24 protein-coding genes are annotated in these 25,520 nt (G+C 69.2%); 11 read left to right on the top strand and 13 right to left on the bottom strand.

The window, feature by feature from the left end; translation table 11 throughout:
- Window positions 1–247: 247 nt before the first annotated feature.
- The 5 genes from OHS70_RS36105 to OHS70_RS36085 all read right to left on the bottom strand — a co-directional run bounded on the left by OHS70_RS36105 (window position 248) and on the right by OHS70_RS36085 (window position 5,128).
- Window positions 248–1,306: an SAM-dependent methyltransferase gene (locus tag OHS70_RS36105; RefSeq protein ID WP_328404687.1), complete on the bottom strand. Its 1,059-nt coding sequence runs from the start codon at window positions 1,304–1,306 to the stop codon at window positions 248–250.
- Window positions 1,307–1,584: 278 nt separating this feature from the next.
- Window positions 1,585–2,373: an oxidoreductase gene (locus OHS70_RS36100; protein WP_328404685.1), complete on the bottom strand. Its 789-nt coding sequence runs from the start codon at window positions 2,371–2,373 to the stop codon at window positions 1,585–1,587.
- Between the two features lie 75 nt (window positions 2,374–2,448).
- Window positions 2,449–3,435 carry an alpha/beta fold hydrolase gene (locus OHS70_RS36095; RefSeq protein WP_328404683.1) on the bottom strand — a complete coding sequence of 329 codons (987 nt, stop codon included), beginning with the start codon at window positions 3,433–3,435 and terminating at the stop codon, window positions 2,449–2,451.
- A gap of 223 nt (window positions 3,436–3,658) precedes the next feature.
- Window positions 3,659–4,363 (bottom strand): TetR/AcrR family transcriptional regulator, encoded by a 705-nt coding sequence (locus OHS70_RS36090; RefSeq protein ID WP_328404681.1) that lies wholly within the window; start codon window positions 4,361–4,363, stop codon window positions 3,659–3,661.
- A 306-nt stretch (window positions 4,364–4,669) separates the two neighbouring features.
- Complete coding sequence (locus OHS70_RS36085; protein ID WP_328404679.1) at window positions 4,670–5,128, bottom strand: winged helix-turn-helix transcriptional regulator; 459 nt, start codon at window positions 5,126–5,128, stop codon at window positions 4,670–4,672.
- 85 nt (window positions 5,129–5,213) lie between these two features.
- Here OHS70_RS36085 and OHS70_RS36080 point away from each other — a divergent pair, with 85 nt between their 5' ends.
- The 5 genes from OHS70_RS36080 (at window position 5,214) to OHS70_RS36060 (ending at window position 10,295) form a co-directional block, all read left to right on the top strand.
- Entirely contained in the window at window positions 5,214–6,029 is an 816-nt protein-coding gene (locus tag OHS70_RS36080) for an acyl-CoA thioesterase (RefSeq protein WP_328404677.1), read from the top strand.
- Window positions 6,022–7,203, top strand: coding sequence for a thiolase family protein (locus OHS70_RS36075; protein WP_328404675.1), 1,182 nt, complete (start codon window positions 6,022–6,024; stop codon window positions 7,201–7,203). The genes OHS70_RS36080 and OHS70_RS36075 overlap by 8 nt, the downstream gene beginning before the upstream one ends.
- A complete protein-coding gene (locus OHS70_RS36070; protein WP_328404673.1) occupies window positions 7,200–7,898 on the top strand; it encodes an SDR family oxidoreductase in 699 nt (232 codons plus the stop codon). Before OHS70_RS36075 ends, OHS70_RS36070 begins: the two co-directional genes overlap by 4 nt.
- A 196-nt stretch (window positions 7,899–8,094) precedes the next feature.
- Window positions 8,095–8,304 (top strand): hypothetical protein, encoded by a 210-nt coding sequence (locus OHS70_RS36065; protein ID WP_328404671.1) that lies wholly within the window; start codon window positions 8,095–8,097, stop codon window positions 8,302–8,304.
- Window positions 8,305–8,327: 23 nt separating this feature from the next.
- On the top strand, window positions 8,328–10,295 hold the full coding sequence (locus OHS70_RS36060) for an ABC transporter ATP-binding protein (protein ID WP_328406147.1): 1,968 nt from the start codon (window positions 8,328–8,330) through the stop codon (window positions 10,293–10,295).
- Window positions 10,296–10,388: 93 nt separating this feature from the next.
- On the opposite strand, the gene OHS70_RS36055 is transcribed toward OHS70_RS36060, so the two are convergent.
- Window positions 10,389–12,464, bottom strand: a complete 2,076-nt coding sequence (locus OHS70_RS36055; RefSeq protein WP_328404669.1) for a DUF1996 domain-containing protein — start codon at window positions 12,462–12,464, stop codon at window positions 10,389–10,391.
- 228 nt (window positions 12,465–12,692) lie between these two features.
- On the opposite strand from OHS70_RS36055, the gene OHS70_RS36050 reads away from it, so the two are divergent.
- Together OHS70_RS36050 and OHS70_RS36045 are read left to right on the top strand one after the other, a co-directional pair.
- A complete protein-coding gene (locus tag OHS70_RS36050) occupies window positions 12,693–13,451 on the top strand; it encodes an IclR family transcriptional regulator (RefSeq protein ID WP_328404667.1) in 759 nt (252 codons plus the stop codon).
- 223 nt (window positions 13,452–13,674) lie between these two features.
- Window positions 13,675–14,790 carry a PP2C family protein-serine/threonine phosphatase gene (locus OHS70_RS36045; protein WP_328404665.1) on the top strand — a complete coding sequence of 372 codons (1,116 nt, stop codon included), beginning with the start codon at window positions 13,675–13,677 and terminating at the stop codon, window positions 14,788–14,790.
- An 86-nt stretch (window positions 14,791–14,876) separates the two neighbouring features.
- On the opposite strand, the gene OHS70_RS36040 is transcribed toward OHS70_RS36045, so the two are convergent.
- Together OHS70_RS36040 and OHS70_RS36035 are read right to left on the bottom strand one after the other, a co-directional pair.
- Complete coding sequence (locus OHS70_RS36040; RefSeq protein WP_443062704.1) at window positions 14,877–15,695, bottom strand: GNAT family N-acetyltransferase; 819 nt, start codon at window positions 15,693–15,695, stop codon at window positions 14,877–14,879.
- A 190-nt stretch (window positions 15,696–15,885) separates the two neighbouring features.
- The gene (locus OHS70_RS36035) at window positions 15,886–16,284 is read right to left on the bottom strand and encodes a GntR family transcriptional regulator (protein ID WP_328404663.1); all 399 of its coding nucleotides are present in this window, start codon (window positions 16,282–16,284) and stop codon (window positions 15,886–15,888) included.
- 235 nt (window positions 16,285–16,519) lie between these two features.
- On the opposite strand from OHS70_RS36035, the gene OHS70_RS36030 reads away from it, so the two are divergent.
- Window positions 16,520–17,140, top strand: coding sequence for an L-threonylcarbamoyladenylate synthase (locus OHS70_RS36030; RefSeq protein WP_328404661.1), 621 nt, complete (start codon window positions 16,520–16,522; stop codon window positions 17,138–17,140).
- 234 nt (window positions 17,141–17,374) lie between these two features.
- Window positions 17,375–17,884: a DinB family protein gene (locus OHS70_RS36025; protein WP_328404659.1), complete on the top strand. Its 510-nt coding sequence runs from the start codon at window positions 17,375–17,377 to the stop codon at window positions 17,882–17,884.
- 198 nt (window positions 17,885–18,082) lie between these two features.
- Here OHS70_RS36025 and OHS70_RS36020 read toward each other — a convergent pair whose 3' ends face one another.
- Entirely contained in the window at window positions 18,083–18,529 is a 447-nt protein-coding gene (locus tag OHS70_RS36020; protein ID WP_328404657.1) for a hypothetical protein, read from the bottom strand.
- Window positions 18,530–18,657: 128 nt separating this feature from the next.
- Between OHS70_RS36020 and OHS70_RS36015 the strand changes: the two genes are divergently transcribed.
- Entirely contained in the window at window positions 18,658–18,858 is a 201-nt protein-coding gene (locus OHS70_RS36015) for a hypothetical protein (RefSeq protein ID WP_328404655.1), read from the top strand.
- A 340-nt stretch (window positions 18,859–19,198) separates the two neighbouring features.
- Window positions 19,199–20,119, top strand: a complete 921-nt coding sequence (locus tag OHS70_RS36010) for a serine hydrolase (RefSeq protein ID WP_328404653.1) — start codon at window positions 19,199–19,201, stop codon at window positions 20,117–20,119.
- A 262-nt stretch (window positions 20,120–20,381) separates the two neighbouring features.
- On the opposite strand, the gene OHS70_RS36005 is transcribed toward OHS70_RS36010, so the two are convergent.
- The 4 genes from OHS70_RS36005 to OHS70_RS35985 form a co-directional block, all read right to left on the bottom strand.
- Window positions 20,382–21,389: a hypothetical protein gene (locus OHS70_RS36005; protein ID WP_328404651.1), complete on the bottom strand. Its 1,008-nt coding sequence runs from the start codon at window positions 21,387–21,389 to the stop codon at window positions 20,382–20,384.
- A 60-nt stretch (window positions 21,390–21,449) separates the two neighbouring features.
- Window positions 21,450–21,977, bottom strand: coding sequence for a hypothetical protein (locus OHS70_RS36000; RefSeq protein WP_328404649.1), 528 nt, complete (start codon window positions 21,975–21,977; stop codon window positions 21,450–21,452).
- Window positions 21,978–22,576: 599 nt separating this feature from the next.
- Window positions 22,577–24,685 (bottom strand): elongation factor G, encoded by a 2,109-nt coding sequence (gene fusA / locus OHS70_RS35990; RefSeq protein ID WP_328404647.1) that lies wholly within the window; start codon window positions 24,683–24,685, stop codon window positions 22,577–22,579.
- A gap of 397 nt (window positions 24,686–25,082) precedes the next feature.
- On the bottom strand, window positions 25,083–25,289 hold the full coding sequence (locus OHS70_RS35985) for a hypothetical protein (protein WP_328404645.1): 207 nt from the start codon (window positions 25,287–25,289) through the stop codon (window positions 25,083–25,085).
- Window positions 25,290–25,520: the final 231 nt, after the last annotated feature.

The following is a 25,520-nucleotide window of genomic DNA, read 5'->3' as shown; positions in this document are numbered from 1 at the left end:
CGTGATGATCGGCCGGAATGACACGTCGGGGCAGCAAGAACAGCCCCAGCGCGCCTGGATTCGCACGAAATAATTCACCAAAACCGACTAAATGTGTTGAATGTGTAATTCTTGTCACGCCAGAGGACATCGCTCGAGTGCCCGCAGCACTTGAGGGGTCGCACCCGCTTCGAGCAGGGCAGACGGTGCGCGGCGGCCTAGAGCGCCGCCCGCGGGTGAAGCGCCGCCCGGCCGTCCGAGAGCGGGCTCACACCTTCTCGAAGACCATGCGGACGACCGTGAAGCGCCCCTCACGCAGGAACCTGAGCGCGGTCCTCTGCTCCCTGAGAATGTCCGACACCGCGGCTTCGCCGATGAGCTCCGCGCCGCGCGCACGGTTGGCCTCTGCCCGTTCCAGCCAGGTCCGTACCGTGCGTACGCCGTCAGCGGGGTCGCTTCGCGTCTCAACCACCCGGAACAGGCCGTCGGCGGCTTCCGCCAGCTCGACCCGAGTCGGCAGGAAGCACTCAGGGAACACCTTCCGTGACGCGTGAAGGCCTTCACGTACGTTCTTGACGCCGCCCTGGATCGCTCGGAGGCCGAGGCGTTCCCTGCCGCTTCCCCTCCCGCCGGCCGAAGCCAGCTGCTCGGGAGAGAGCAGGAGGGAGGTCAGCCATCCTCGGTCGTTCCAGGCGTTGGCCTGCAGGGAGAGCCGTCCGGTCGGCCGCAGCCAGGAATGGCAGCGCTCAAAGAACTCCCGGTAGCGGGCGATGCGTTTTGCCCGCCACATGGTGTTGCCGGCGAAGTGCTCGATCGCCTCGATCGCGATGATGGCGTCGTAGGGCCCGTCCGGTTCGTGGTCGAACCAGTTCTCGGTCCGGACCTCGCAGCCCGGCCAGTGCTGGTCGCGCGCCCACGCGGCCTGGCCGGGGCTCATCGTGATCCCTACGGCGTGTTTGACGTGGTGGGTCTCCACCAGCCGGTGCAGGAGGCTGCCCCATCCGCAGCCGACGTCGAGGACCCGCTCAGCGCCCACCGCGCGGGCTGCCTCCGCGTGGTGGTCGAGCTTGCGCAGTTGTGCTGATTCGAGGGTGTCGCCCTCCTCCCACATGCCGTAGGAATAGACGAGCTCCGGTCCCAGGGTGAGCCGGTAGAAGTCGCCCAGGAAGTCGTACTGATGAAGGATCGCCTTCGATGACGTGCCTTTGTAGGAAGAGGCCTTTTTTGCTCGGTGCACGATGGTCACCCACCAGTCCGTTTCGGCGACAAGGGCCCGCGAGGAGCGCCGACCCAGATAAACCGGGTGCCAGGTGAGAACCTCGCCCACACGCCGGAGCTCATTCCTCGGCACGCCCGATCGGCGGAGGTCTGCCCACGAGCGACGAGACTCGCCCGCTCGTGCCGGTCACCTCCACCGGCGAGCAGGCACCGCCGCACATATCAGGCCATATATGAGCTAAAAGACGGTGTGCCCTGATATGACGATCTCACTCGGCTGCAGTCCGGGCAGATCAGGACTCCCGGATCGGGGCCGGTCAGCCCCATGATCGCGCCCCTCCTTGCCCGGGCCGTGGAGCAGGAGGAGGACGGGACGGTAGTGCCCCTTCAGAGGGTCGTGACGAGTCCACCGTCGATGACGAAGTCGGAACCGGTCACATTGCCCGTGCGGTCGCCGGCCAGCATCAGGACCAGGTCGGCAACCTCCTCGGGACGGGTGAATCGGCCGGTCACTGCCCGGCCCGCGACCTCCCGGGCGACGGCCTCCGCGTCAACGCCGCCGGCCGCGGAGACGGTGGCGGCGACCCCCTCGTCGCCGAGCCAGAGGTCCGTCGCCACCGGTCCGGGGCTGACCGTGTTGACGCGTACTCCGTGGGGTCCGACCTCCTTGGACAGAGCCTTGCAGAAGTTGGCCAGTGCCGCCTTTCCCGCGCAGTAGTCGATGACGGCCGGATCGGGCAGGAAGGAGTTGACCGAACCGACCGTCACGACCGCGCCGTTGCCGCTGTCGATCAGGTGAGGCAGCGCCTCTCGCGTGGTGCGGACCGCGGCAAGGAAGTTGATCGTCAGACTCCAGTTCCAGTCCTCGTCGGTGACAGACAGAAAGCCTGCTGGGCGCGGTCGGACGGCACCGACGTTGTTGACGAGAATGTCCAGGCCGCCGAACGACGAGACGGCTTCGGCGACCAGATGGGCGGGGCCTTCGGGCGTGGCGAGGTCCACGAACACGGGCAGGACCTGATCGTCGGCCGCCAGTTCGGACAGGGGTTCCGTGAGCGTACGGGCAGCGGCGGCCACCCGTGCACCTTCGGCGGCCAGCGCCTGCACGACCGCCAGACCGATGCCCTTGCTCGCACCGGTCACCACCGCCACCTTGCCCGACAGGTGCAGATCCATGACGGCTCCTCGCGGCTTGTGGGGGTTCCTCTGCGCACAGCGATGTCGCAGAACGTCCGGTCGGTGCGCGGTGGTTCAGCGGGCGGGGCCCCGACGCCGGCTGGACAGGACCAGACCGGCGCCCGTGAGGACCATTGCCGTGGCGGCCGCACCGAAACCTGCGAGTGCAAGGGTGCTCGGGCCCGTGTCGGCCAGGGCCGGCTTCGCAGGCGGCCGGCCGGCGGCGGCCTGGCGGATGAGATCAGTGACCGCGTCGGGGTGGGAGAGCATCGCGACGTGAGAGGAGTTGACCTCGACGGTGTGCGAACCGGCGCGCTTCGCCCCGAACCGCTCCAGGTCAGGTGGGATGGTCTTGTCCCCAGTGGCGATCATGGACCAGGACGGAATGGTTCTCCAGGCCGCCGCAGGGGCCTTGTCCATGAGCGCGGAGGCGCTGATGGGGCGTTGGGACCGGGCCATGACCGCTGTGGTCGCCGCGGGGAGGTCGGCGGCGAACACCTCGCGGAACTTGGCGAGCTGGATGGAGAGGTCGGTGCCGTTGGAACCGTCGGCGTTCCGGAACGGCGACTGCTTGAGCGCGGTGCCGAGTTCGCTGCCGAGGAACTTGGCTGCCAGCTGCCCCAGGGCTTCGCCCTTGTCCGGCATGAACGCGGCTATGTAGACCAGCGACTTCACCGACGGGTTTCCGGCGGCGGCGCTGCTGATCACCGCGCCGCCGTAGGAATGGCCGACCAGCACGATCGGGCCCTGGATGGCCTTGAGGACGCTCGCGATGTAGGCGGAGTCACCGGCAAGTCCGCGCAGCGGATTGGCCGGGACGACGACGTTGTAGCCCTCTCGCTGCAGGCGCTCGGTGACGCCGTTCCAGCCGGAGGCGTCGGCGAACGCGCCGTGCACCAGCACCACAGTGGGCTTGGACCCGGCACCGTCCCCAGGCCCGGTGGGCGTGGCGTCGGCGGCGGCGGCAGGCCCGACGGCGGCGAACGCCGTGACCGCGAGCACGGCTGTGACCGCACCCCCGCGACGCGAACGGCTGTGACCGAAGACGGAACGTATAGCCATGCTGATACCCATTTCCGAGGGAGGGGTTTCCTGGGCCTCAGCGTTTCCGAGCACCGCCGGGCAGGCGCGGCCCGGCGGGCATGCGGGTGAATTCCACGGGCCGTCCGGGTGAAACCGGCCTCACCCGGCGCTACGACGCGTATCGGCTCGTCATCCCGTCGGCTCCGCGACGACCGCGGCAAGCCGGCAGCGGGAGGTCGGACCGAGCACCGTGGTGGCCTGCTCAGGCGAGGCGGAAGGCGTCGGCAAGGGCGTCGATCTGCGCGGCGAGGAGCGTGTCGCCCGTGTGGCCCATACCGGTGAACAGGCCGGAGACTTCGAGGCTCACGGCACCATGCATGTGCGACCAGGCCAGGACGACTCCGGCGAGAGCCGTGCCGGGCGACGGAGAGTGCTCGGCGGCCCACGCGGCGACGGCGGGATCCTGCCGGGTCCAGGCCGTCATCTGGTCGACGACCGGCTGGACCGAACCGGTCGGCGTGGCGGCGCCGAAGGCGGCCAGGAAAGGCGTCATGGCGGCGGCGCGGGCCCGGTCGATCGTGTCCGGCGGAGCGGTGTAGCCGGGGACGGGTGTGCCCTGGATGAGGAGATAGCGTTGCGGCTGGGCCACGGCCCAGGTGCGGTAGGCGTCCGCGAGCGTGTGCAGACGGGATCGCGGGGTCGCCTGCGCGCTGATGCCTGAGGCGGCATGCCGGACGGCCGCGGCGAGGTCGTCGTAGGCGTCGCGGACCAGCTCGGTCAGCAGCGCGTCCCGGCTGTCGAAGTAGCGGTACAGTGCGGGTCCGGACATACCGACGCTCTTGGCGATACGGATCAGCGCGACTGCCGAGGTGCCGCCTTGGGCAAGCTGCTGGAGTGCGGCGTCCTTGATCTCGGCGCGCGTCTGCTCGCGGAAGCGGGCACGGGGGCTTCGAGGGGTGCCGGTCACGTGCGGTTCCTTCCGGTTCGACGGTGACTCACCCTAACCGTGGCGTGACTCCGTAACGACAGGCGGCGGAGCGCGCACGAGTGCGCCTCGACCGGCCCTCTGCGTCGGCGCACGAGCTGCCGCCCTGACACTCCGATTTCGACCTGGCCGTTCCACCGCCGGGGTCGCGGGTGCGCCGTCGACCGTACGGGCGCACTGAGCGTCGGGCGCCGACAGACCACATCGGTCTGCGGGCTCACAGGCGATCGCGGAAGGCGCCGGTTCCGGACCTGAATTCACCTCTCCCCCAGAGCCCGCCCAAGGGACTCAGGCCGCGCCCTCGGCGGTCCAGCCCGGCACCTGGAAGTGAGGGGTGACATCGGCGGCACGGACCTCTCCCCCGCAGGCCCGGCACATCACCGCAGGGTCGAGTTCGGCTCCACAGGAGTGCTCGAACACGGTGGGCGGCACGTCCGCGAGGTGGCGGTCGCCCCAGGCCATCAGCATGAGCAGCACCGGCCTCAACTCCCGTCCGGCGGCGGTGGCGTGGTACTCGTACCGCGCCGGCCGCTCGTGGTAGAGCCGCCTCTCCAGAACTCCGGCGTCCACGAGTCTGCGCAGCCGGGCGGTGAGGACGTCGCGGGGGCAGCCGACGTTGCGGGCGATCGCATCGAAACGGTGCACGCCGAAGAACACCTCGCGCAGAACAAGAAGCGAGTACTTCTCACCGATGACGCCGAGGGCGTCGGCGATGGAGCAGGGCCGTGCGGTCGTGGATCCGGGCATGTGTCCACGATACCCATTGCGTTTGATTTTCCTACTCACCCGGGTATGGTGAATCCAGTTTTCAAACTAACCTCAGGAGATTGCCATGGGCATTCCAGTCTTGGACGTCGGGAAGACCGTGGACGGTGTCGACCCGTCCTGGTGGTCCTGGGACGGAGCGCACGGCGGGTACTCCGCAGCGCTGGCGCTGACCGCCGCACGGGACCACCTGGTCGCCCTGGGCGAGGAGCCCCGCCCGGTGCGGACGCTGATCACGCACTTCCTGACTCCCGTCGACCAGCGGCCGCTGCACTTCGCGACTCATACCCCTCGGGCAGGGCGCCGGGCCGCTGTGAGTACGTTCACCGGGCGCCAGGGCGGCGAAGCGGCACTGACGGGAACGGCGCTCTTCGGGCAGGGTGGTGCGGGGCCTGCGTACAGTGCGTGGCCGACGCCGCCCGTACCGGGACCGGAGGGCTGCGGGCCGATCGGCCTCCCCCAGGAGTTGGCCCCGTTCGCACGGCATCTGGAGATCCGCCCGGCCACCGGCGCACGCCCGCTCGGCGGCGGGGAGCGGGCCGAACTGGTGGCGTGGATACGGTTCGCCGACGGGCGCCAGCTGGACGCCGAGGCAGTGGTGATCCTCACGGACGCCCTGCCTCCCGCACTCTTCGCCGTATGGACGTCGCCGCGTCCGGTTCCGACGGCCGAGCTGACCGTGCACTTCACCGACGCCCTGGACGCCGGCCCGGTCGACGGGTGGGCGCTGGTGCGCATGCGCACCGAGCACGCGGGCAGCGGCTGGGCGATCGACGACAGCACCGTGTGGTCCGGCGACGGGCGCCTGCTGGCACTGGCCCAGCAGGCCCGCATCATCCAGCCCACCGTCCGGGACGGTGCAGAGGAAGGTCGCCATGCGTGACGCCGTCGTCGTCGAGGCCGTCCGTACCCCGATCGGCAAGGGAAAGCCGGGCGGTGCGCTGTCCGGTGTCCATCCGGTCGACCTGCTCGCGTACACGCTCCGTACGCTTGTCCAGCGCAGCGGGATCGACCCGGCGCTCGTCGACGACGTCGTGGGCGGCACGGTCGATCAGGTCGGTGAGCAGGCCATGAACACCACTCGATACGCCTGGCTGTCGGCCGGTTTCCCCGAGTCCGTGCCCGCCACCACAGTCGACCGGCAGTGCGGATCCTCGCAACAGGCGGTGCACTTCGCCGCCCAGGGGGTCATCTCCGGGGCGTACGACATCGTGGTCGCCGGTGGTGTGGAGTCGATGAGCCGGGTGCCGATGTGGTCCAACGTGCCGCCCGGTAAGGACCCGTTCGGGCCCGGCATCGCCGCTCGCTATCCCGAGGGCCTGGTGCCACAGGGCATCAGCGCCGAGCTGATCGCCGCACAGTGGTCTCTCGGCAGGAACGCGATGGACGAGTTCGCCGCGGCCTCGCACGCCAAGGCGGCCGCCGCCTGGGAGGCCGGGCTCTTCGACATCGAGACGGCCCCGGTCCGCACAGACAGTGGACCGGTCACGCGCGACGAGTCGGTACGCCCCGGAACCACACCCGAGATCCTCGCCGGGCTCCGGCCCGCATTCCAGGACCCCGGCTTCGCCGAGCGGTTCCCGCACATCGACTGGTCGGTCACGGCAGGCAACAGCAGCCCGGTCAACGACGGCGCTTCCGCCGTGCTGATCACCTCCAGCGAGACCGCGGCACGCCTCGGGCTGCGGCCGCTCGCCCGGCTGCACAGCTTCGCCGTCACCGGCTCCGACCCCCTGCTCATGCTCACCGGAGTCATCCCGGCCACCGAGAAGGTGCTCCGCCGCGCCGGTCTCGACCTCGACGACATCGACCTGTTCGAAGTCAACGAGGCGTTCGCCAGTGTCGTCCTGGCCTGGCTCCAGGAGACCGGCGCCGACCCGGCAAAGGTCAACGTCCACGGCGGCGCCATCGCCCTCGGCCACCCCCTCGGGGCCAGCGGCACCCGCCTGATGACCACGCTCGTCCACGCCATGCGCGCTCGCGGCGCCCGCTACGCACTGCAGACCATGTGCGAAGCCGGCGGACTGGCCAACGCCACCATTCTGGAGAACTTGTGACCACCTTCGAGATCGCCGGCTGTACCGCGCTCGTGACCGGGGCCAACCGCGGCCTGGGGCGAGCCATCGCCCTTGCCCTTGTGGCCGCCGGCGCCGCTACCGTCTACGCCGGAGCCCGTGACCCCCGGACCGTGACCGACCCCGGCCTGGTCCCCGTCGGACTGGACATCACCGACCCGGCCGATGTCGCCGCCGCTGCCGAACGCTGCGCGGACACCAACCTGCTCGTCAACAACGCCGGGGTCATGCACCGCAGTTCACTGCTGACCGCGCCCACGTTCGACGACGCCCGCGCGGACCTGGAGACCAACCTGTTCGGCACGCTGTCTATGAGCCGGGCCTTCGCCCCGGTGCTCGGACGCAACGGCGGTGGCGCACTGGTCAACATGCTCTCCGTGCTGTCCTGGCTCCCGCTGCCACAGGTCGGCGGGTACGGAGTCTCCAAGGCGGCCGCCTGGTCGATGACCAACGCCCTGCGTGAAGAGCTGCGCGGCCAGAGCACTCTGGTGGTCGCCGCTCACGCTGCCTTCATCGACACCGACATGGCGGCAGACGTGGACCAGCCCAAGACCAGCCCCGAGGACGTCGCCCGCCATATCCTCGACGTCCTCGGGTCCGGACGGGAGGAAGTCCTCGTCGACGACCTCACACGCCACGTCAAGGCGGGTCTCTCGGCAACCGCCGGTGAGCGCTGAGCGCACAGCCATGCCGGTACTCCCCGCCAGGTGAACAGGTGCGCATCGTCCTCGGCCCGCGCATGCGACCGTCACGGCCTCCCCCCGGGCCGGTCACCAAGGTTGCCGTGTCACGTGCGCAAGAAGTCCGGCCGGATTCGAGGCCGGGCGCCCGTTGCGGGGCATCGTAGAAGGCAAAGGGGATCGGGGGGCAGGGATGACGACGACGCACGCGGCGTCCTTCGGACGCTGGGGCAAGCCGCATCGACGGGGCAAGACCTGGATCGTCACGGCCGAGCGGGACGGCGTGGGCCGGGGCAGGGTGGTTGCCGCAGGCCGGCCGGCCACCGACCTCGGCAGCTCCGGGGCGCACTCAGGCTACTTGGCCGCGAATGCACCGGACATGGGCGCAGGTGACATGGCGTGAAGCGGTTCTTCCGGCGCGTACGCATGATCGAGCCCACCGTCTCCGAGGCCGAACGGGAGTTGTTCGGGGGGCCGCTGCGGTACGACACCGGCTGGTCCGAGCACGAGCGGGCCCAGCTCGACCTGACGATGCTCACGGCGATCCGGGCTCTGCCCCGGCTGGTGCTGGGGACGCTGCGCCGAGCCTGGCGGGCCGACCGCCCGTCCCTGCTAGGCGTGGGGATCAGCGAGGTGGGGCAGGGTGTTGCCGCGGCGGCAAGCCTGCTGGCCGTCAACGCGGTCATGCATGCCCTGCTGGGCGGCGGCACCGCGATCGACCGGCTGCGTACGGCCCTGCCGGCCTTGATCACCGTCGCCGCCGTCGCCGTGGTCAACGCCGCCCTCGCGGGCTGGTCCACGTCGCGGGCCGGGCGTCTGGAGCCGCTGGTGGAGCGGCTGGCCACCACCGAGTACCTGGCGGCGGCCGCCGCCGTGGAACTGGAGGCGATCGAGGACCCGGCGTTCCGGCGTCTGATCGACGTGGCGCAGTACGGGGCCGCCGCCGCCCGGGTCATGATCGGTGCCTGTGTCGCCGCCCTCAACAGCACCATCGCCCTGGTCGCCACGGCCGGCGTCCTCACCATTCTGCACCCGGCGTTGCTGCCGATGCTGCTGCTGATCGCGGCACCGCGCGGCTGGGGGGCGATGAGGGTGGCGCAGGAGAGGTACGTATCGGTGATGTCCTGGGTCGAGCATGTGCGGGCAGGCCGTCTGATCGGCAACCTGCTCACCGAACGCAGCGCCGCTCAGGAGGTACGGATCCATGCGGTCGGCTCGTTCCTGCTGGACCGCTACCGCGACATGTCCGAAAGCGCGGAGGCCGAACAGAAGCGGCTCGCCAACGACAAGGCGGTCACCGAGCTCGTGGCCGCGGCGTTCTCCGGCCTGGCCATGGCCTGCACCTACGGGGTCATGATCTGGCTCATCGTCGCCGGACACATGGAACTCGCGGTCGCCGGCACCGCGGTGATCGCCGTCCGGTCGGGTTCGGCCAGCCTGGGGGCGCTGGTGATGAACGTCAACCAGCTTCACGAGGAGTCCCTTTACGTCCAGGATCACGAGCGATTCCTGACCGAGGCGGGCCGGCGCGCGATCCCTGACACAGGAGCGGGCGTGCCCGCCCGTATGGACAAGATCGCCCTGGACAAGGTCAGTTACCGGTATCCCGACCGGGACGAGCCCGCGCTGGACGAGGTGTCCCTGTCCGTTCCGATGGGGTCGGTGATCGCGGTCGTCGGCGAGAACGGCTCGGGCAAGAGCACGCTGATGAAGATTCTCGCCGGACTGCTGCTGCCCCAGAGCGGCAGCGTGCGATGGGGCGCTGTGGAGCTGACCGATCTGAACCGGTCCCAGGTCTTCGAGAGGGTCTCTCTGCTCACGCAGGACTTCCAGCGCTGGCCGATGACAGCCGCCGTGAACATCGGGATCGGACGTCCCCACCGGGCGGCCTTCGACGAGGAGCTGGAAGCCTCGGTCGACTATGCCGGAGCCGCGCCGGTCATCGACAGACTCCCCCACGGATTACGGACGTTACTGGCCCGAGTGTTCCGGGGCGCTTCGGAGATCAGCGGCGGCGAGTGGCAGAAGATCGGGCTGGCCCGAACCCACTGGCGCACGACGACCTGTCCGGCCGACAGCATTCTCATCGTCGACGAGCCGACCTCGGCGCTGGACCCCGAGGCGGAGATCGAGGCCTTCGACCGCATCCGGCGCCTCGCCGGCCCGCAGCGCGCCGTCGTCCTGGTCACCCACCGTATGTCCGGTGTGCGTCACGCCGACCTCATCCATGTCCTGCACCACGGCCGTCTGGCCGAGCACGGCAGCCACGACGAACTGATGGCGGCGAAGGGGCGCTACGCCGCGATGTTCCGCACGCAGGCCGCTCAGTACGCTCCCAGAGCGCGTCCTGGCCTGCCGCGCCCCAGCGCGCCGGAGTCCGCCGAGCGTTCATGAGCGGATGTGCCTGCGCCCGGCCTCCGGATCCCTGGCCGGACCGGTGTTTCCGGTCCGGCCGGGGATCTCGATGGCCTGCACAAACGGCCTACATCAGCGGTGACGGACCGTCCTGCGGCGGGTGCGCGCCCGAAGAAGCAGGAAACCGGCGGTCAGCAGCACGAGTGCGGCCGCACTCGGCCACAGCACGGCACCCGTATCAGCAAGGCCGCCCTGCGGTTCGCCGGCAACGGGGGACGCCGGGCCGTTCGCACCCGCATCCGGCGCGCCCTGCGCCGTGGGCGCGCTCTGACCTGTCTCAGCCGCAGCATCGGAACTGTCCTCCGGACCAGCAGTGCTCGGCTTCACGTCCTTCACAGCAGGTGCGCCGGCATCCGCCTCAGCCACAGCAGCCGGGGTCTTCGTCGGGACAGGAGCACTCGGCTTCACGTCCTTCACAGCAGGCGCGCCGGCATCCGAGCTCTCCTGCGGAGCAGCAGCGCTCGGCTTCACATCCTTGACAGCAGGCTTGCCCGCCCCTGGCCCCTCCACCGGACCAGGAGAACTCGGCTTGTCATCCTTCACAGCAGGCGACTCGGCAGGCGACTCGGCATCCGACCCATCCCCGGCATCGGGACCCTCCTCGGGGCCGGTCTGAGGGTCACCCGGGTCGTCGGAGCCGCACTGTCGGCCGGTGTTGATGCAGTCGACCAACTCCTTCATGAGGTTGTCGTCGAAGACGTTGATGAAGTCGCCGTGGTCGGTGACCGGCTTGTGCAGCTGCTCGGGGAAGGAGTCGACCGCGAACACCGAGGCGTTCTCGCCGTCGAAGACCGGCGGCGGCACGTCGTAGACGATCCGCTGCACCAGCTGCGGGATGGCCTGGAAGCCGTTCGGGCAGTTGCCGTTCTGGTCGGCGAAGGCCACGTGCGTGCGGTGGTTGGCGCTGTCGATGTTCTGACCGTCCCAGCAGCTCTGGAACTTGAAGGAACGGACCACCTGGCTGCCCTCGGGGCAGATCGGGTACTTGTCCTTCAGCTGGCGGTTCTCGAATCCGGTGCAGCTCCAGGAGGCGTTGGCATTCGCGTTCCCGTTGACGAAGGCCTTGGCGTCACCGGTGATGATCCGCAGGAAGCGGGGCATCGCGGTGACCTTGCCGACCGGGCTTCCCACGAAGTTCAGCGTGACCTGGGAAGGCGTCTGGATCTCGCCGACGTTCTGGTCCTTGCCGCCGCCGTCCGCTTCGGCGTCGTTCTCGTTCTGGCCGTTCTGCAGACGCAGCACGGGCCAGTAGTACGTCGACTTGTCCCCCTGGTTGTTGCAGGTGGTCTGGCCGCCTGCCAGGTCGTCGTCGCTCGCGAACGCGTCATTGGCCTGGTTGCCGACATAGTCGTGCATGTGGTGCGCGCCGTTGCTGACACCCGGGGCGACGATCACATTGTCAGGGTTGAACTTGCCGTTCGCGTTGACACCGCACTTCGTGGAGAAGGTGCCGCGGGAGGCGTTACGAAGCTTGCGGGGGTTCTGGACATTCGGCTGCACCGACTCGATGTCGACGAAGTCGCCGGCCTCGGGGCCGTTGCCCGCCTGGCCCTGACCCTGACCCTGGTCCTGGCCGTCACCCTGGCCCTGGCCCTGGTCCTGGTCCTGGCCCTGATCCTGACCGTCACCCTGATCCTGACCGCCGTTGGCGTTGTCCGCCTCATCCGCCTGCAAGGCGCAAGGAGCCAATGCCTCCAGCCCCTGGGGCCGCTGCCCGGCTGCCCGGCCGATGGCGACGGCTATGCGGTCGATGCTCGCGGCCCGCTTGTCCTGGAGCGGTCCGAGGATCGCGTTCTGGACGAACTGCGGATCCTGCTCTATCTGTTCCTTCTCATCGGCGAACCGCTGATAAGCCTCCGTTATCTGGCTGTCCATCGTGGCCAGTTCGCGGTCGACCTCCGCCCGGGCCGCCTCCGGCACGTCGGGGAGCCCGTTCGCCACTTCAGGGCACTTGATGGTGGACGCCGAAAGACCCGCACTCTGGGTCTGCTGTTGCTCGTCGGCCTTGCCGCCCCAGGAGCCCCAGCCTTCGCCGGCTGAGGCGTAGGAGGTGATCGCGACGAGACCACCCCCGCCCAGGACCAGCGCGACCGAGGCAACGACCAGTCTTCTGCCTCTTCTTGAGCGTCGTCGAACTGTATGTCTCATTGGAACTCCAATGCTTCATAGCCGGTCGGCCGTGAGTGTGCGCCGGCTGTGGGGGAAGCGCTGAGCTCCATACGGAAGTGACGCCTGAAGTGTTCAATGAGGGCGGGAGTTCGTAGCAACCTCCAGCATGGAAGCCGCCGCCCCTCATCACCATGAGCCTGAAGCGTGCCCATGTCGTCACCGCCCGGGCGCCTTGCTGCGGGGGGCCGGCGGGCGCAACCTTGAACCATGGGTGCTCAAGGTGGACCCACCCTCATCACTTCCGTCCAGCGGGCCTTCCGACTCCTGGAAGCCGTGGGGGCACATGACGGCGGCGCCACGGCGAAGCAGCTGGCGCGGGAGGCGGGCCTTGCCCTCGCCACCACGTATCACCTGCTGCGCACGCTCGCTCACGACGGGTACGTGCGCAAACTGGACGACGGCGCGTTCGTCATCGGAGACAAGGTGCAGGCCCTGCACCACGGAAGCCACGGGCAGGCAGTGCTCAGTCGGGTCCGCCCCACGCTCGGTGCCCTGCGCGACGAACTGGCGGCCGCCGCCTACCTGACCTTCTACGAGGACGGGGAGATCCGTGTCGCCGAGATCGTCGACGGCCCCCGGGCACCACGGGTCGACCTGTGGGTGGGTTTCGAGGACGCCGGGCATGCCACGGCGCTGGGCAAGTGCGTGCTGCGTGAGCTGGACGAGGAGGGACGCAACGACTACCTCTCCCGGCACGACCTCGCCGATCTCACGCCCCGCACCATCACCCGCCGCGCAGAGCTCCTCCGCCTGCTGGACCGCGAGCCCGCCGAGCCGGTCGTCATGGACCTGGAGGAGTACAGCCTCGGCACTTTCTGCGTCGCGGTGCCCGTGTACCGCGGGAACACACTCGGCTCGCTCGGGGTCTCCCTGCGGGCGGACCAGCGTCACCGCGTCGACGAGATCCGGGAACTACTGATTCCCACGGCGAGCCGCGTGACACGAGGCATGTCGCTCACTATCTGAAAATCCCGCCCTTGCCGCACTCACAAGATGCGTGTTTTCTGGCCAAAACGGACATTCGAGTGTGCGGAGGGATAGGCCGTTGCCACTGAGGAACACGATCCAGATACGGGACGGGCGTCGCGATCGCCGGCCGACCTGGTTGCGGAGTCTGACACGGCGGGCGGCGAATTCCGGGCGTGTCCGGCCGTATGCCCGTACGACACCCTCCCAGGCCGGGGGGACAGTGGCGCCGGACGGGACGGGCGTCGCCTCACAGCTCGCTGTCTGCGCGCCCGCTCTGATCGTCACTGCCGTCGCGTTCCTCGCACTGGCCACCGGAGCCGGCATGGCCTACTTGCCGCTGCTGGCCGTCGGGCCCGCGTTGGCCGCTGCCACCTGCCGACCGTGCGGAGTGCTCGGCACCGGCATCCTCGCCGTGACGCTGGGTACCGCACTCGGCACCCGTGGCGACGCCCCGGCGGGTGAGCAGGCGATCCTGCTGTCCGCGCTGGTGGCCGTCACTCTGGCAAGCAGCCTGGCCAGCGCGCTGCGAGAGCGCCGCGAACGCATCCTGGCCGCCGTCCGCTCCGTGGCCGAGGCCGCTCAGCACGCGCTCCTCAAGCCGGTGCCCGCCACCGTCGGCCAGTTCCAGGTGGCCGTCCGCTACAGCGCCGCCGCGGCGGAGGCCCGGATCGGCGGGGACCTCTACGCCCTCTTGCCCACTCCGTACGGGGTCAGGATGATCGTCGGCGATGTGCGCGGCAAGGGGCTGCCCGCGGTGAGCACGGCCGCCCTGGTCGTCGGTGTCTTTCGCGAGGCCGCCTACGACGAGCCGGACCTCCTGGACGTCGTCGCCCGGATCGAGCGGAGCCTGTCGCGCAACCTCGGTGCGGACGACTTCGTCACCGCCGTGGTCGTGGGCCACTTCCGGTCGGGGTACATGGAGGTGGTCAACTGCGGGCACGCCCCGCCGCTCCTGGTCCGGGACTCCACCGTCACAGCTGTGGAACCCGCCCGCCCCGCTCCGCCTCTGGGGCTGGGCGCCCTCACCGGCGAGACGCCGAGCCTTCAGGTACTGCCGTTCACCGACGGCGACCAGCTCCTGCTCTACACCGACGGGGTCACCGAGGCGCGCAACGAACGCCGGGAGTTCTTCCCCCTGATCGAGGGGGTGGCGCGGCACGCCTCGGACGAGCCGTCCCGCACGTTGGCCGCTCTGGCCGACGAACTGCTGGCCCATGTGGGCGGCAGCCTCCACGACGATGCAGCCCTGCTGCTGGTGCGCAAGCCGTCCACCACGGACGCGACCCCGGTCCCGGCCATGGACGAGCCCCTCCTGCAATCGGTGGCGGCGCGCTGAACGGTCGGTCCAGGCGTCGGGCAGGTACCAGCCCTCAGCACCGGCAGTCTCGCCGAAGCCTGAGCGAGGTGTCCGGGCCGGGTGGCTCACGGCTGCCCCACACCCCTCCTGCGAGGATGCACCGTCACCGCCCGTTCCCACCTGACCTCGCCGTCCTGCCATCGGTCTGTCGGTGACAGGCCGATGGCGGAGGCGATGGAAGCCGACGCCTGATGGTCCGGATGGATATGGGCGATGAGGGACTGCACAGGTAGCTGCTCGAGCCAGACAACGAGCCTCTGCGCCGCTTCCGTTGCGATACCCCTCCGCTGCCACGGCACTCCGACGACCCAGGCGATCTCGGCTTCCGTGCCCTCCTCCGACGGACCGATCGTCGCCTGGACCGTGCCCACCAGACGTGCCTCGTCACGCAGCCGGAGCACCCAGTTCCACCAGGAGACCGCAGGGTCGGGGGAACCGGTCACCATGCGTTCGTAGCGGACGCGCAGTTCCTGTGCCGTGGCCGGAATGCCGCCGATGAAGGTGTGCAAGGAAGCGTCGGACAGTGCGACGGCCATCTCGTCGGCATGCTCCACGCGGAGTGGCAGCAGCTCCAGCCGCGCCGCGCCAAGAGGAGTGGCCTTGATCCCGGTCCCGGCCCCGCGAAGCTTGCTCTGAGCCCCTGGCCGGCGGACACCGTCGACGGCCAGACAGAGACCGTAGACCCGGTCGTGGCTCGTCCAACCGTTCACGCGTCCGCGGTTGTTGCTGATCTGCACCCGTTTCCTGGGTCTGTCCACTGCCGAAACGAGATGCAGATACACGGTGCCGGCAACGCGGGCGAGAACGATGTCACCGACCTCCAGCTTCGCCGGATCGGCCGGTCCGACTACAACCAGCTGCCGGCTGCGTATCAAGGGAACCATCGAGGAGCCGGTGGGACGGAACTCAACGGTTTGTCCGTCGGCGACTCGGTGCGCAACCCCGTCCAACATGGCCATCCGCTGATTCTGCCTGTTCGTCGCCGGAATGACCGCCTCCTCGCCTGCCACCGCGTGCATGACGGACGGCGGGCAGGCGCCCGGAGCACGGTCAAAGGCCAGTACTGGAATCGGATCAGTACTGGAATCCGTGTCCACCCCCGCACTCGCGGTTGACCTCGCGCAGGCTGCGCTCCATGCGCCCCACGCGTTCGGTGAGCTCGCCAAGCCCCTTGTCGAGCCGCTCGACCTGGAGCTGCAGCCTGCGCACCGCCTGCACGACGCTGCGGACACCCGGGTCCATCTCCGGATCGGCCACGAAGACACCCGGCTCGAGCAGGCCCTCCACCAGCACCCCTTGCTCGATCAGCTGCCGGTACGCGGAGTCGACCGCCTTGGTGAGCTTGCCCAGCTCCCGGGCGAGGCTGTCGGGGGTGGGCAGCTGATCACCCGGCCGGTACACGCCCTCGGCGACATCGCTCCGGATCTTCGCCACGACGTCCTCGGACGTCAGAGTCCTGCGCATCTGCTCCATGCCGAGAAGGTACCCAGCGCAGGTGCCGGCCGGTCCCGGACGGCGGCGATCCGGCCATGGCTCGGTCTTTCGGCCGTCCCAGGTCCGGCAGTTCCATGCCCGCACGCACGTCGCACTCGACGACGGCGACAGCGACAGCCGCTCATTGCCGGTGAGGTGCCGGGCACATCCAAGGCGTACTGCAGCAGCCGCAACCTGGCAGGTAAGGGCCCGCAACACGCTCTAGACTCGGCGAATGGCGAAGTACTTCGACGTGCACCCCGAGAATCCTCAGCGGCGCACCATCAGCAGCGTGGCTGACAGCATCCGATCCGGCGCGCTCGTCGCCTACCCGACGGATTCCTGTTACGCCCTGGGATGCCAGCTGGGCAGTCGTGACGGCATCGGCCGGATCCGATCGATCCGGAACCTCGACGATCGTCACCACTTCACCCTTGTGTGCCAGAACTTTGCGCAGCTGGGCCAGTTCGTGCAGATCGACAACGACGTGTTCCGGGCGATCAAGGCGGCTACGCCTGGCAGTTACACCTTCATTCTGCCCGCGACGAAGGAGGTGCCGCGCCAGTTGCTGCACCCGAAGAAGAAGACGGTCGGAGTCCGGATTCCTGACCATGCCGTTGCTCAGGCGCTCGTCGCGGAACTCGGTGAGCCGCTGCTCTCCAGCACGCTGCTGCTGCCCGACGAGGAAGAGCCGCTGACACAGGGCTGGGAGATCAAGGAACGCCTCGACCATGTGCTGGACGCAGTGGTCGACTCGGGCGACTGCGGCACCGAACCGACCACGGTCATCGACTTCTCCGGCGGTGAAGCCGAGATCGTACGCCGAGGGGCAGGCGACACCGCGCGGTTCGAGTAGCCGATGGGGCGGTACACCTCCAGGGCGAACGGATCGAGCTGACCGGCCGGGGACGTGTTCCCCCCTCGGTGAGGTCCTGGCCTTCGCGGCCACCGGCGTCGGACCCTTCGGCGCCGGATCCGCACACGCCGTCAACTTCCGCGCGGTGTACGAGGAGCCGGATCTCACCGGCCTGCGACCGTCCCCGGGCGCGGGCTGCCGCCTGAATGCATGCACGGATGAGGAGCACGGTCAGTGACCAGCGACAATCGCATAGGACCGCCCAGTTTTGGAAGCGAACGCGACATGCTGCGGGCCTTTCTCGACTATCACCGCGCGACCCTCGCCATGAAGTGCGAAGGGCTTACCGACGAGGAGCTCCGGCAGCCGTCCATGCCGCCGTCCACGCTTTCGTTGCTCGGTCTGGTGCGGCACATGGCGGAGGTGGAGCGTGCCTGGTTCCGTCGAGTGTTCGAGGACAACGATGCACCCATGGTCTGGTCCGACACGATCGACTTCCAGGCGGCGTACGACGCGAGCGCGTCGACCAGGGACGAGGCGTTCGTGGCCTGGGAGGCCGAGGTGGCGAACTCGCGCCGTATCGAGCGGGAGGCCGAGTCCCTGGACCAGGCCGGGTATCAGCCGAGATGGGGCGAGGAGGTATCGATGCGGATGGTGATGGTGCACGTGCTCCTGGAGTACGGCCGCCACAACGGGCACGCGGACTTTCTGCGTGAGGGTGTCGACGGGACAGTGGGGGCCTGAGTCCGCAGGAGCCACCGATGCCCCAGCAGCCCGGGTGCAACAAGCGGTTGCGCAAGGCTGCTGATCTGACCCGGCGCCTCACCCGCACGCCCGCCCGCGATCGTCCGGCCGTACGAGAACAGGTCCGGCGCGCCGCTCAGGGTCGTCCCGAACGGCGCCGGGTCACTCAGCAGCCGGGGCGCCGGCAGACGGACCGTGTCACCGGGCGCGCGACTCGTCGAACTGCTTCAGCTGCGCGTACATGGCCGCGGCCCGCCCGTCCTCACCGAAGTCCCTGAGCGCCCCGGCGAACGTGAATCCGACGTTGCCGCCACACGGGTCGTCGATGCAGCTCCGCACCCACGCCAGGGGGAACTGCACGGGCCCGCCCTCGCGAACGGCGAGCACCGAGCGCAGGTTCATGCCCACGCCGTCGACGACGCACCTGACGTCGCGACAGGTACCGGCGAGGAGTTCGGCGAGGTAGACCGCGTACGCCAGGCACTTGACCGCCCGGAGGGAGGGCTCCTCGCCGTTGTCCTGCGCCATGGACTCGAGCACGCCCTGCACGAACCAGACGCTGTGGTCGGTGCCGTCCAGCTCGGCTCCCTGCTCCCGGGCCCAGTCCAGGAACCGGTGCGCTTCAGCCAGCAGGTGACGACTCATTTGCGCAGGCGATATCGGGAGGCACGACGTTGGATCACGCACGCGATACTCTCCTGGCCACCGGGTGGTACGTACCAGGTGCCGTTCCGGTTGCACACTCCGTGCCATCGGACGACAAGGAGGGCTCTGTGAGACGGATGGTTCTCGCCGCGCTCGCGGCCACCGCGAGCGTGTTCCTGCTTGCCGGTACGACCAACGCGATCCCCGGCAATTCAGGTGCGTACAGAACCACGTTCGCCGACGGCGGGGGTGCTCTGACCGAAGACATCGCCGATGACGGCCGGGCCGGGAAGCAAACATGGACAAAGGCTGACGACAGACTCATATGACGCCTTGCCAGCGATTCCTGCTTCTTCCGGGACACGAACACTCCAGGACGACGGCGCCCACCAGCTCACTGTCGCCCAGCTGCCCGGCCTCACCGACCACTTCTTCCACGGCGGCCCGCGGGTTCGGTATCACCGGCGGACCGTTGTGAACGGCCAGACGACCTCATCCACGGCGCGACGGAGCCGCACCGGCCCGGCCGGCTTCGGCCCGGGTGCGAGCGGAGACTCGGACCCGATCAAGTTTCAGTAACAGCTACAACCATCCGACGCTGCGGTGAGTCGTGTGGCGCGGGTGCGCGGGTGCGCACCCGCTCCACATCAAGGGGATGGAAACCTCCGAATGACTCTCCGGATATCCCGGCCTGCCCGCGTGCTGTCCGCGAGCCTCGCGGCCGGAGTGCTCGCACCGCTCGTGGCCGCCGCCGCACCCGCTGCTGCCGCCACACCGCAGGTGGCCTGCACGTCCGGCAAGGCCGGCCTTGCCGCGAAGCTGCAGCAGGACATCACGACGGCCCTGAAGAACCGCAAGGGCACCATTGCCGTCGGCCTCTACGACCGCACCACGAAGACGACGTGCAGCCTCCGTTCGACCTCGGCCTACGACTCGGCCAGCGTCGTCAAAGTGACCGTCCTCGCGACGCTGCTGTGGGACGCCAAGAAGCAGAACCGCTATCTCACGCAGCGCGAGGCCGACCTCGCCAAGGCCATGATCACCAAGTCGGACAACAGCGCGACGAGCACGCTGTGGAAGCAACTCGGCCTCACCAAGGTCAAGGGCTTCCTCACCGCGGCCGGCATGACGAAGACCGTGCCGGGCTCGGGCGGCTACTGGGGACTCACACAGATCAACGTGAAGGACGAGCAGAAGCTCCTCTCGCTGATCACCGCGAAGAACTCGGTGCTGAGCGACAACTCCCGCGCCTACATCCTCAAGCTCATGAACACGGTCGTCGCCTCACAGCGCTGGGGCACTCCGGCAGGGGCGCCCTCCTCCGTGAAGGTGCACGTCAAGAACGGCTGGCTGTCACGGGCCACGCACGGCTGGCGCGTGCACAGCGTCGGCGCGTTCAAGGGCGGCGGCCACGACTACTACATCTCCGTGCTGACGCAGGACAACAGCACGATGGACTACGGCGTCGCCACCATCCAGAGCGTGGCGAAGGTGATCCACAAGGACCTGGTGCCGACCACCGCGGTCCCCCAGCGGTACACGCCCACGAGCACGCCGCGCGAGGCGTTCCCCGCAGTCCCGGCCGAGTGACCGGCTGACCGGCCCTGCCGGGATGCCATGGACGGCCCCGCCCGCAGGGGCCCTGTATCGGTTGTTTCCGCCCCGCTGGATCTCATCCAGCGGGGCGGAGTGCTGCGAACTCGGCATCCGCGAAGCCCGGCCCGCGCAAGGAGACGAAGCCATCCCCCTGAACACGACGTCGGCCTGCACAACCCCAACGGGGCGTACAGACCGACGTCACGCAGGCCCTCGCGGTGTTACCGACAGCGTCCGACTCGGACGGGAACCGGGATCATGCCGGTTTGCCCCTGCCGCGTCGGCGGTGGGAGAGGGTGATCCCGAGCGCCACGGCAAACAGGAGAGCCAGTGCCGCCGGCACTGCGATGAGGGCCGGGTGCAGAGCGCTCGGCTGCTGATGGCGTGAACGGACTGCCGCGGCGACACCAGGATTGTGCGGAAAGGTGATCCGAGCTTTATAGGTTTCCTTCAGCAGTCCACTCTTCAGACTCAGGGAGACGTCCCACGGGCCGTCCTCCACTTGGTCGGTCACGACGACCCTCACCGGCTGGGACTGGCCCGGTGCCAAGGTCGTTCCGAGCTGAACCTCGTACGGACCCGCGCTGAGGCTTCCGGATACCTGCGACATCTTCATGGAGCCCGCGAGGTCCAGAGCACGACCACCGGTGTTGTGCACCTGGGCCTGCACGACGGCGCGCCCGTCGCGGTCACGCGCGGCCGTCATCGTGTCCACCGTGAATTTCGGCAGTGGTGGATTGTTGCCGCCCACCGAGAGGTAGACCCGGATACCGGTGCGGCTGACCAAGGAGATGCCACCGTCCTTGTGTCGACTGCTGACCTGTGCCCACACCACGCCGTATCTCTCACCGGGGGCCGCATCCCTGGGCACCGCGATGGTCACGGTGTCGCGGGCCACGGAGTGGGCGGGGATGTCCAGGCTGCGTTGACGGAGCTTGATCCAGGTCGTGAGCTCGTTTCCGGTATTGCCCGCCGCACCGACGAAGGAGCCGCGCACGATGTCCGCGGCCCCGGAGTAGAGCGTGACATGCAGTCCGGACTCCGAGGTGTTCGATACCTCGATGCGTCGGCTCACGGTGGTACCGGGCTTCAGGTTGTCGATGACGTACTGCCTCGCCCGGGGATCGCCGATCAGGTCGGCCGGAACATCGACGAGACGTACGCCGACGCTGCCCACATCCGGGGGGCCCGGCCGACGGGCCGCGTCCGAGTCGCGGGATGCGGGCGAGGCAGTGCCGGTGGCCAGGACGAATGACGTGGCCACCAGCACTGCGAGAGAAACGAACCTGCGCACAGTGCCTCTGCTGATTTCCGCCTGAGGCTGTCAGGCGACGGAGTGGGTGATCGTCGAGCTGTACGATCCGGCCAGGGCGTTCGCCGGAAGGGTGAGGGAGATCGTCGGGTTCCAGGTGGCCGAATTGATCCCGGACACGTCGGTGGCCACCTGGACGGGGGCGGGGGGGTACAGCGCGCTCAGGTTGCTGGGGGTGACGGTGGCGGTGCCGGTGACCGAGGCGTTCGGCGTTGTGTAACTGCTGGAGCCGGGAGCGGAGACGGAGATGTTCTGGGGCCCGGTGAAGTCCACGGCGTTCGCCGTGACCGTCCAGCCGGTGTTACCGCCTCGGCCATCCGTCACCGTGATGTTGCCGAGCTCATTGCTGACCGTTTGCGGACTGCTGCTGACGGTGACCGTACCGAGGTTCACGGGCCCCGTCGGGACGGCGATGTCGAGCGTGCCGGAGCTGACCTGGACCGTCACCGGTGTGTCCGCCGCGGAGGCCGGCACCGGGCATGCCAGCACGGTCACTGCCGCACCGGCAATCAGGGGGCTGATGACAGTACTTTTCCTCATCGTCACGACCTCGCTCGGGTTACAAGGGGGGAGTTGGGCAACGGAGCCGACGGCGATTGCTTGATCTCAAGCTATTCAGGCCATGATCGAAAAGCTTGCCGGCTGCTGGTCAACGCCCGAACTTCACCCAGTTGGGCGGGCGCCGCGGTACCGGCTGGGACACCGGCTGCGGCAGACCGAGCGCACGGCCCGCGAGCCTCGAAGGGTTCCCCGACCTGGAGTAGGTGCCCCCCAGTGCCTCAGCGACCGCCCCGCCGATCCCATCGAGGGGTCACTGACCGCCCGGCGTGCGGCGGCATCGTCGCGCCAGTGGCGCCGCCGCTGCGGACGCCCGCGTAGGCGTGGAGGGCAGGCATCTCCCAAGCCGGCCAAGCCTTCGCCTTGCGCCGATCCCGCTACCGCGGCCTCGACAAGACCCGGCTGCAACACCAGGTCACCGGCGCCGCCCTCAGCGGCGCCCGCCTCGCGCCCGGCTCACCGACAGACCACCCGCCAAAACCTGCATCTCACCGTTGGCAGCACTCCGCCCCACTGGATGAGATCCAGCGGGGCGGAATCAACCGACAGGGGTCCCCTGCGGGCGGGGCCATCCGGGGCATCTAACGTGACAGCACCCCGTCGGACACCGCTGCCGGCACAGGCGCGTAACCGGTGGCCCGGGTGGTGAAGGTGCCCCTGCCCTGGGTCCGGCTGCGCAGCCGGGACGCATAGCCGAACAGTTCGGCCAGCGGCACGGTCGCCGTGATCACGGCTGTGCCCGCCCGCGCTGCCTGGCCCGAGACCCGGCCGCGTCGCGCCGCCAGGTCGCCGAGCACACCGCCCACGGCATCGTCGGGCACGGTGGCCGTGACCTCCACCACCGGTTCCAGGAGTGCCATCACACCGGCGCGCAGTGCCTCCCGGAGTGCGAACCGGCCTGCTGTGCGGAACGCCGGCTCCGAGGAGTCCTTGGAGTGAGTGGCTCCGTCGGTCAGTGTGACCCGCAGGCCGGTCACCGGGTGGCCGCCGAGAGGGCCCTCGGCGAGGGCGTCCCGGCAGCCGGCCTCCACCGCGCGGACGAAGTCCTGCGGCACCCGGCCACCTGCCACCGTCGACCGGAACACGAAACCCCCTGCGCTGCCGCAGGCGTTGTCAACGGTGCCGGCCTCGGACTCCAGGGCTTCCACGTCAAGAACGACGTGGGCGAACTGCCCGGCGCCTCCCTCCTGCTTGACATGGCGGTACACCAGGCCGGACACCCCGCGGACGACCGTCTCGCGATAGGCCACCTGCGGCCGTCCGACACCGACGTCCAGCCCCTGGGCACGGCGGATCTTCTCCACAGCCACCTCCAGATGCAGCTCCCCCATTCCTGACAGCACTGTCTGGCCCGTCTCGGGGTCGGTCCGGACCACCAGCGACGGATCCTCCTCGACCAGCCGTGCCAGCGCCGTTGCCAGCCGGTCGGTGTCGAGGCTCCTGCGGGCCTCGACCGCCACGGAGACGACCGGTTCGGCCACGGTGGGCGGTTCGAAGAGCAACGGCGCCGCGGGTGTGCACAGGGTGGCACCGGCGCGGGCGGCCTTCGGGCCGATCACCGCGACGATGTCCCCGGCCTCCGCCCGGTCCACCTCCACGTGCCGGTCGGCCTGCACCCGCAGGATCCGGCCGATGCGCTCGTTGCGCTGCGCGCCTGCGTCGAGCACCGCGTCTCCCTTCTGGATCGTTCCTGAGTACACGCGCAGGTAGGTCAGCCGCCCCTTGGCGGTCGATTGCACCTTGAAGACCAGTGCGGCGAACGGCTCCGCCGGGTCGGCGATCCGCTCCTGCACCGCGCTGCCCAGGGTGCCGCGTACTGCCGGCACGTCGAGAGGCGACGGAAGGTAGGCCACAACGGCCTCCAGCAGCGGCTCGATCCCGCGGTTGCGGTAGGCCGATCCGCACAACACCACGACTCCCTCGCCACTTCGGGTCAGGTCGCGCAGTGCTGCGGCCAGGGTCGGTGCGGAGACCGTCGACTCCGTGCAGAACTCCTCCAGAGCGTTCGGATGGAGTTCCGCCACCGCCTCCTCCAGCATTCGGCGGCGGCGGTGCGCCTCTTCCCGCAGGGCCTCGGGCACCGGGCCCTCCTCGAACGTGTCGCGGCCGGCGCCCCAGACCAGCGAGCGCATGCGCAGCAGATCCACCACCCCGGTGAACCCGTCCTCCTGCCCGATCGGCAGCTGGACCACCAGTGGGACCGGATGCAGCCGCTCCCGGATCGAGTCGACCGCCGTGTCGAGGTCGGCACCGGCACGGTCCAGTTTGTTGACGAAGGCGATCCTCGGCACTCGGTGCCGATCGGCCTGCCGCCACACCGACTCGCTCTGCGGTTCGACTCCGGCGACGGCGTCGAACACCGCGATCGCACCGTCGAGCACCCGCAACGAGCGCTCCACCTCGTCGGAGAAGTCGACGTGGCCGGGAGTGTCGATCAGGTTGATCCGGTGACCGTCCCAGACACAGCTCACCGCCGCGGCGAAGATGGTGATCCCACGGTCGCGCTCCTGCGAGTCGAAATCGGTGACGGTCGTTCCGTCGTGGACCTCGCCCCGCTTGTGGGTGGCGCCGGTGGCATACAGGATCCGCTCGGTGACGGTGGTCTTGCCGGCGTCAACGTGGGCGAGGATGCCCAGATTTCGGACGCTGGTGAGCGGACTGGTGTGATGGCGTTGCTGGTGGGTGCGCACGGCCCAGGGCCTTTCGGAGTGCTCGCGAACATGGGAGCGCGATTCCCGGGACGAAACGGCCTGGCGTCAGGCCTGGCAGATTCCCTGATCCGGCATCATTCCTGATGCAACGCCGTCGGCATCGGGGCGTACCCGGCCACAGGGCTCAACGGACGGACGGGAGTCAGGTGTTCGTCACGGGTGTCCGGCGGCGGCCGCGCGGCCGGCACCGGGAACACATGGACATCAGGATCACGTCGTACCGTGACCGGGGAGCGACGACAGCGGTGCGGTAACGCACGGTCGGGCTCCCCTCACTCGTCGATGCGCGCGCTGTGATGTTGTGTCAGCGGGCGAGGCGAGCCTACCGATCAGGCGGAGCGCGGGCACGGGATTTTCGCTGCACATGGCGACCGCTTCAGGGCAGTGCCGTCCGTACCAGGGCGATGAGGCCGAGGCACAGCGACATCGTCCCGGCGAAAGCCACGCCTGCGCGCGTGATGGCGGCCGGAACGGTCACTCCGTCCCACCTCGCCAGAGCGGCCGCCGCCGTTGCGGCCGCGAGGGAAAGCAGCAGAGCCAGGGTGAGGAGCGTGAGAAGCAGGGTGGAGCGGGTGAGGGTCATGAATGCCGCCTGGAGACGTAGGGCGCCCGGAGACGAGCCGGGGTCAACTTCACGATCTGTCCCTTGAGGTGACCGGTCGAGGGGTTGGATGTTGTTCCGGGGAGAAGGAGAGTTGTCCCCGGAACAAACGGGGACTGTTACGGGGGGAGGGCAGATGACGCGTCCTGGTCGCCCATGGGGAGCGCCGCGTGGCTCGTGTGCCGAGATCAATGAACTGGTCGGCATCCTCAG

The organism is Streptomyces sp. NBC_00390, from assembly GCF_036057275.1.
GTDB lineage: Bacteria > Actinomycetota > Actinomycetes > Streptomycetales > Streptomycetaceae > Streptomyces.
This window is presented reverse-complemented; position numbering and strand designations above follow the sequence as displayed.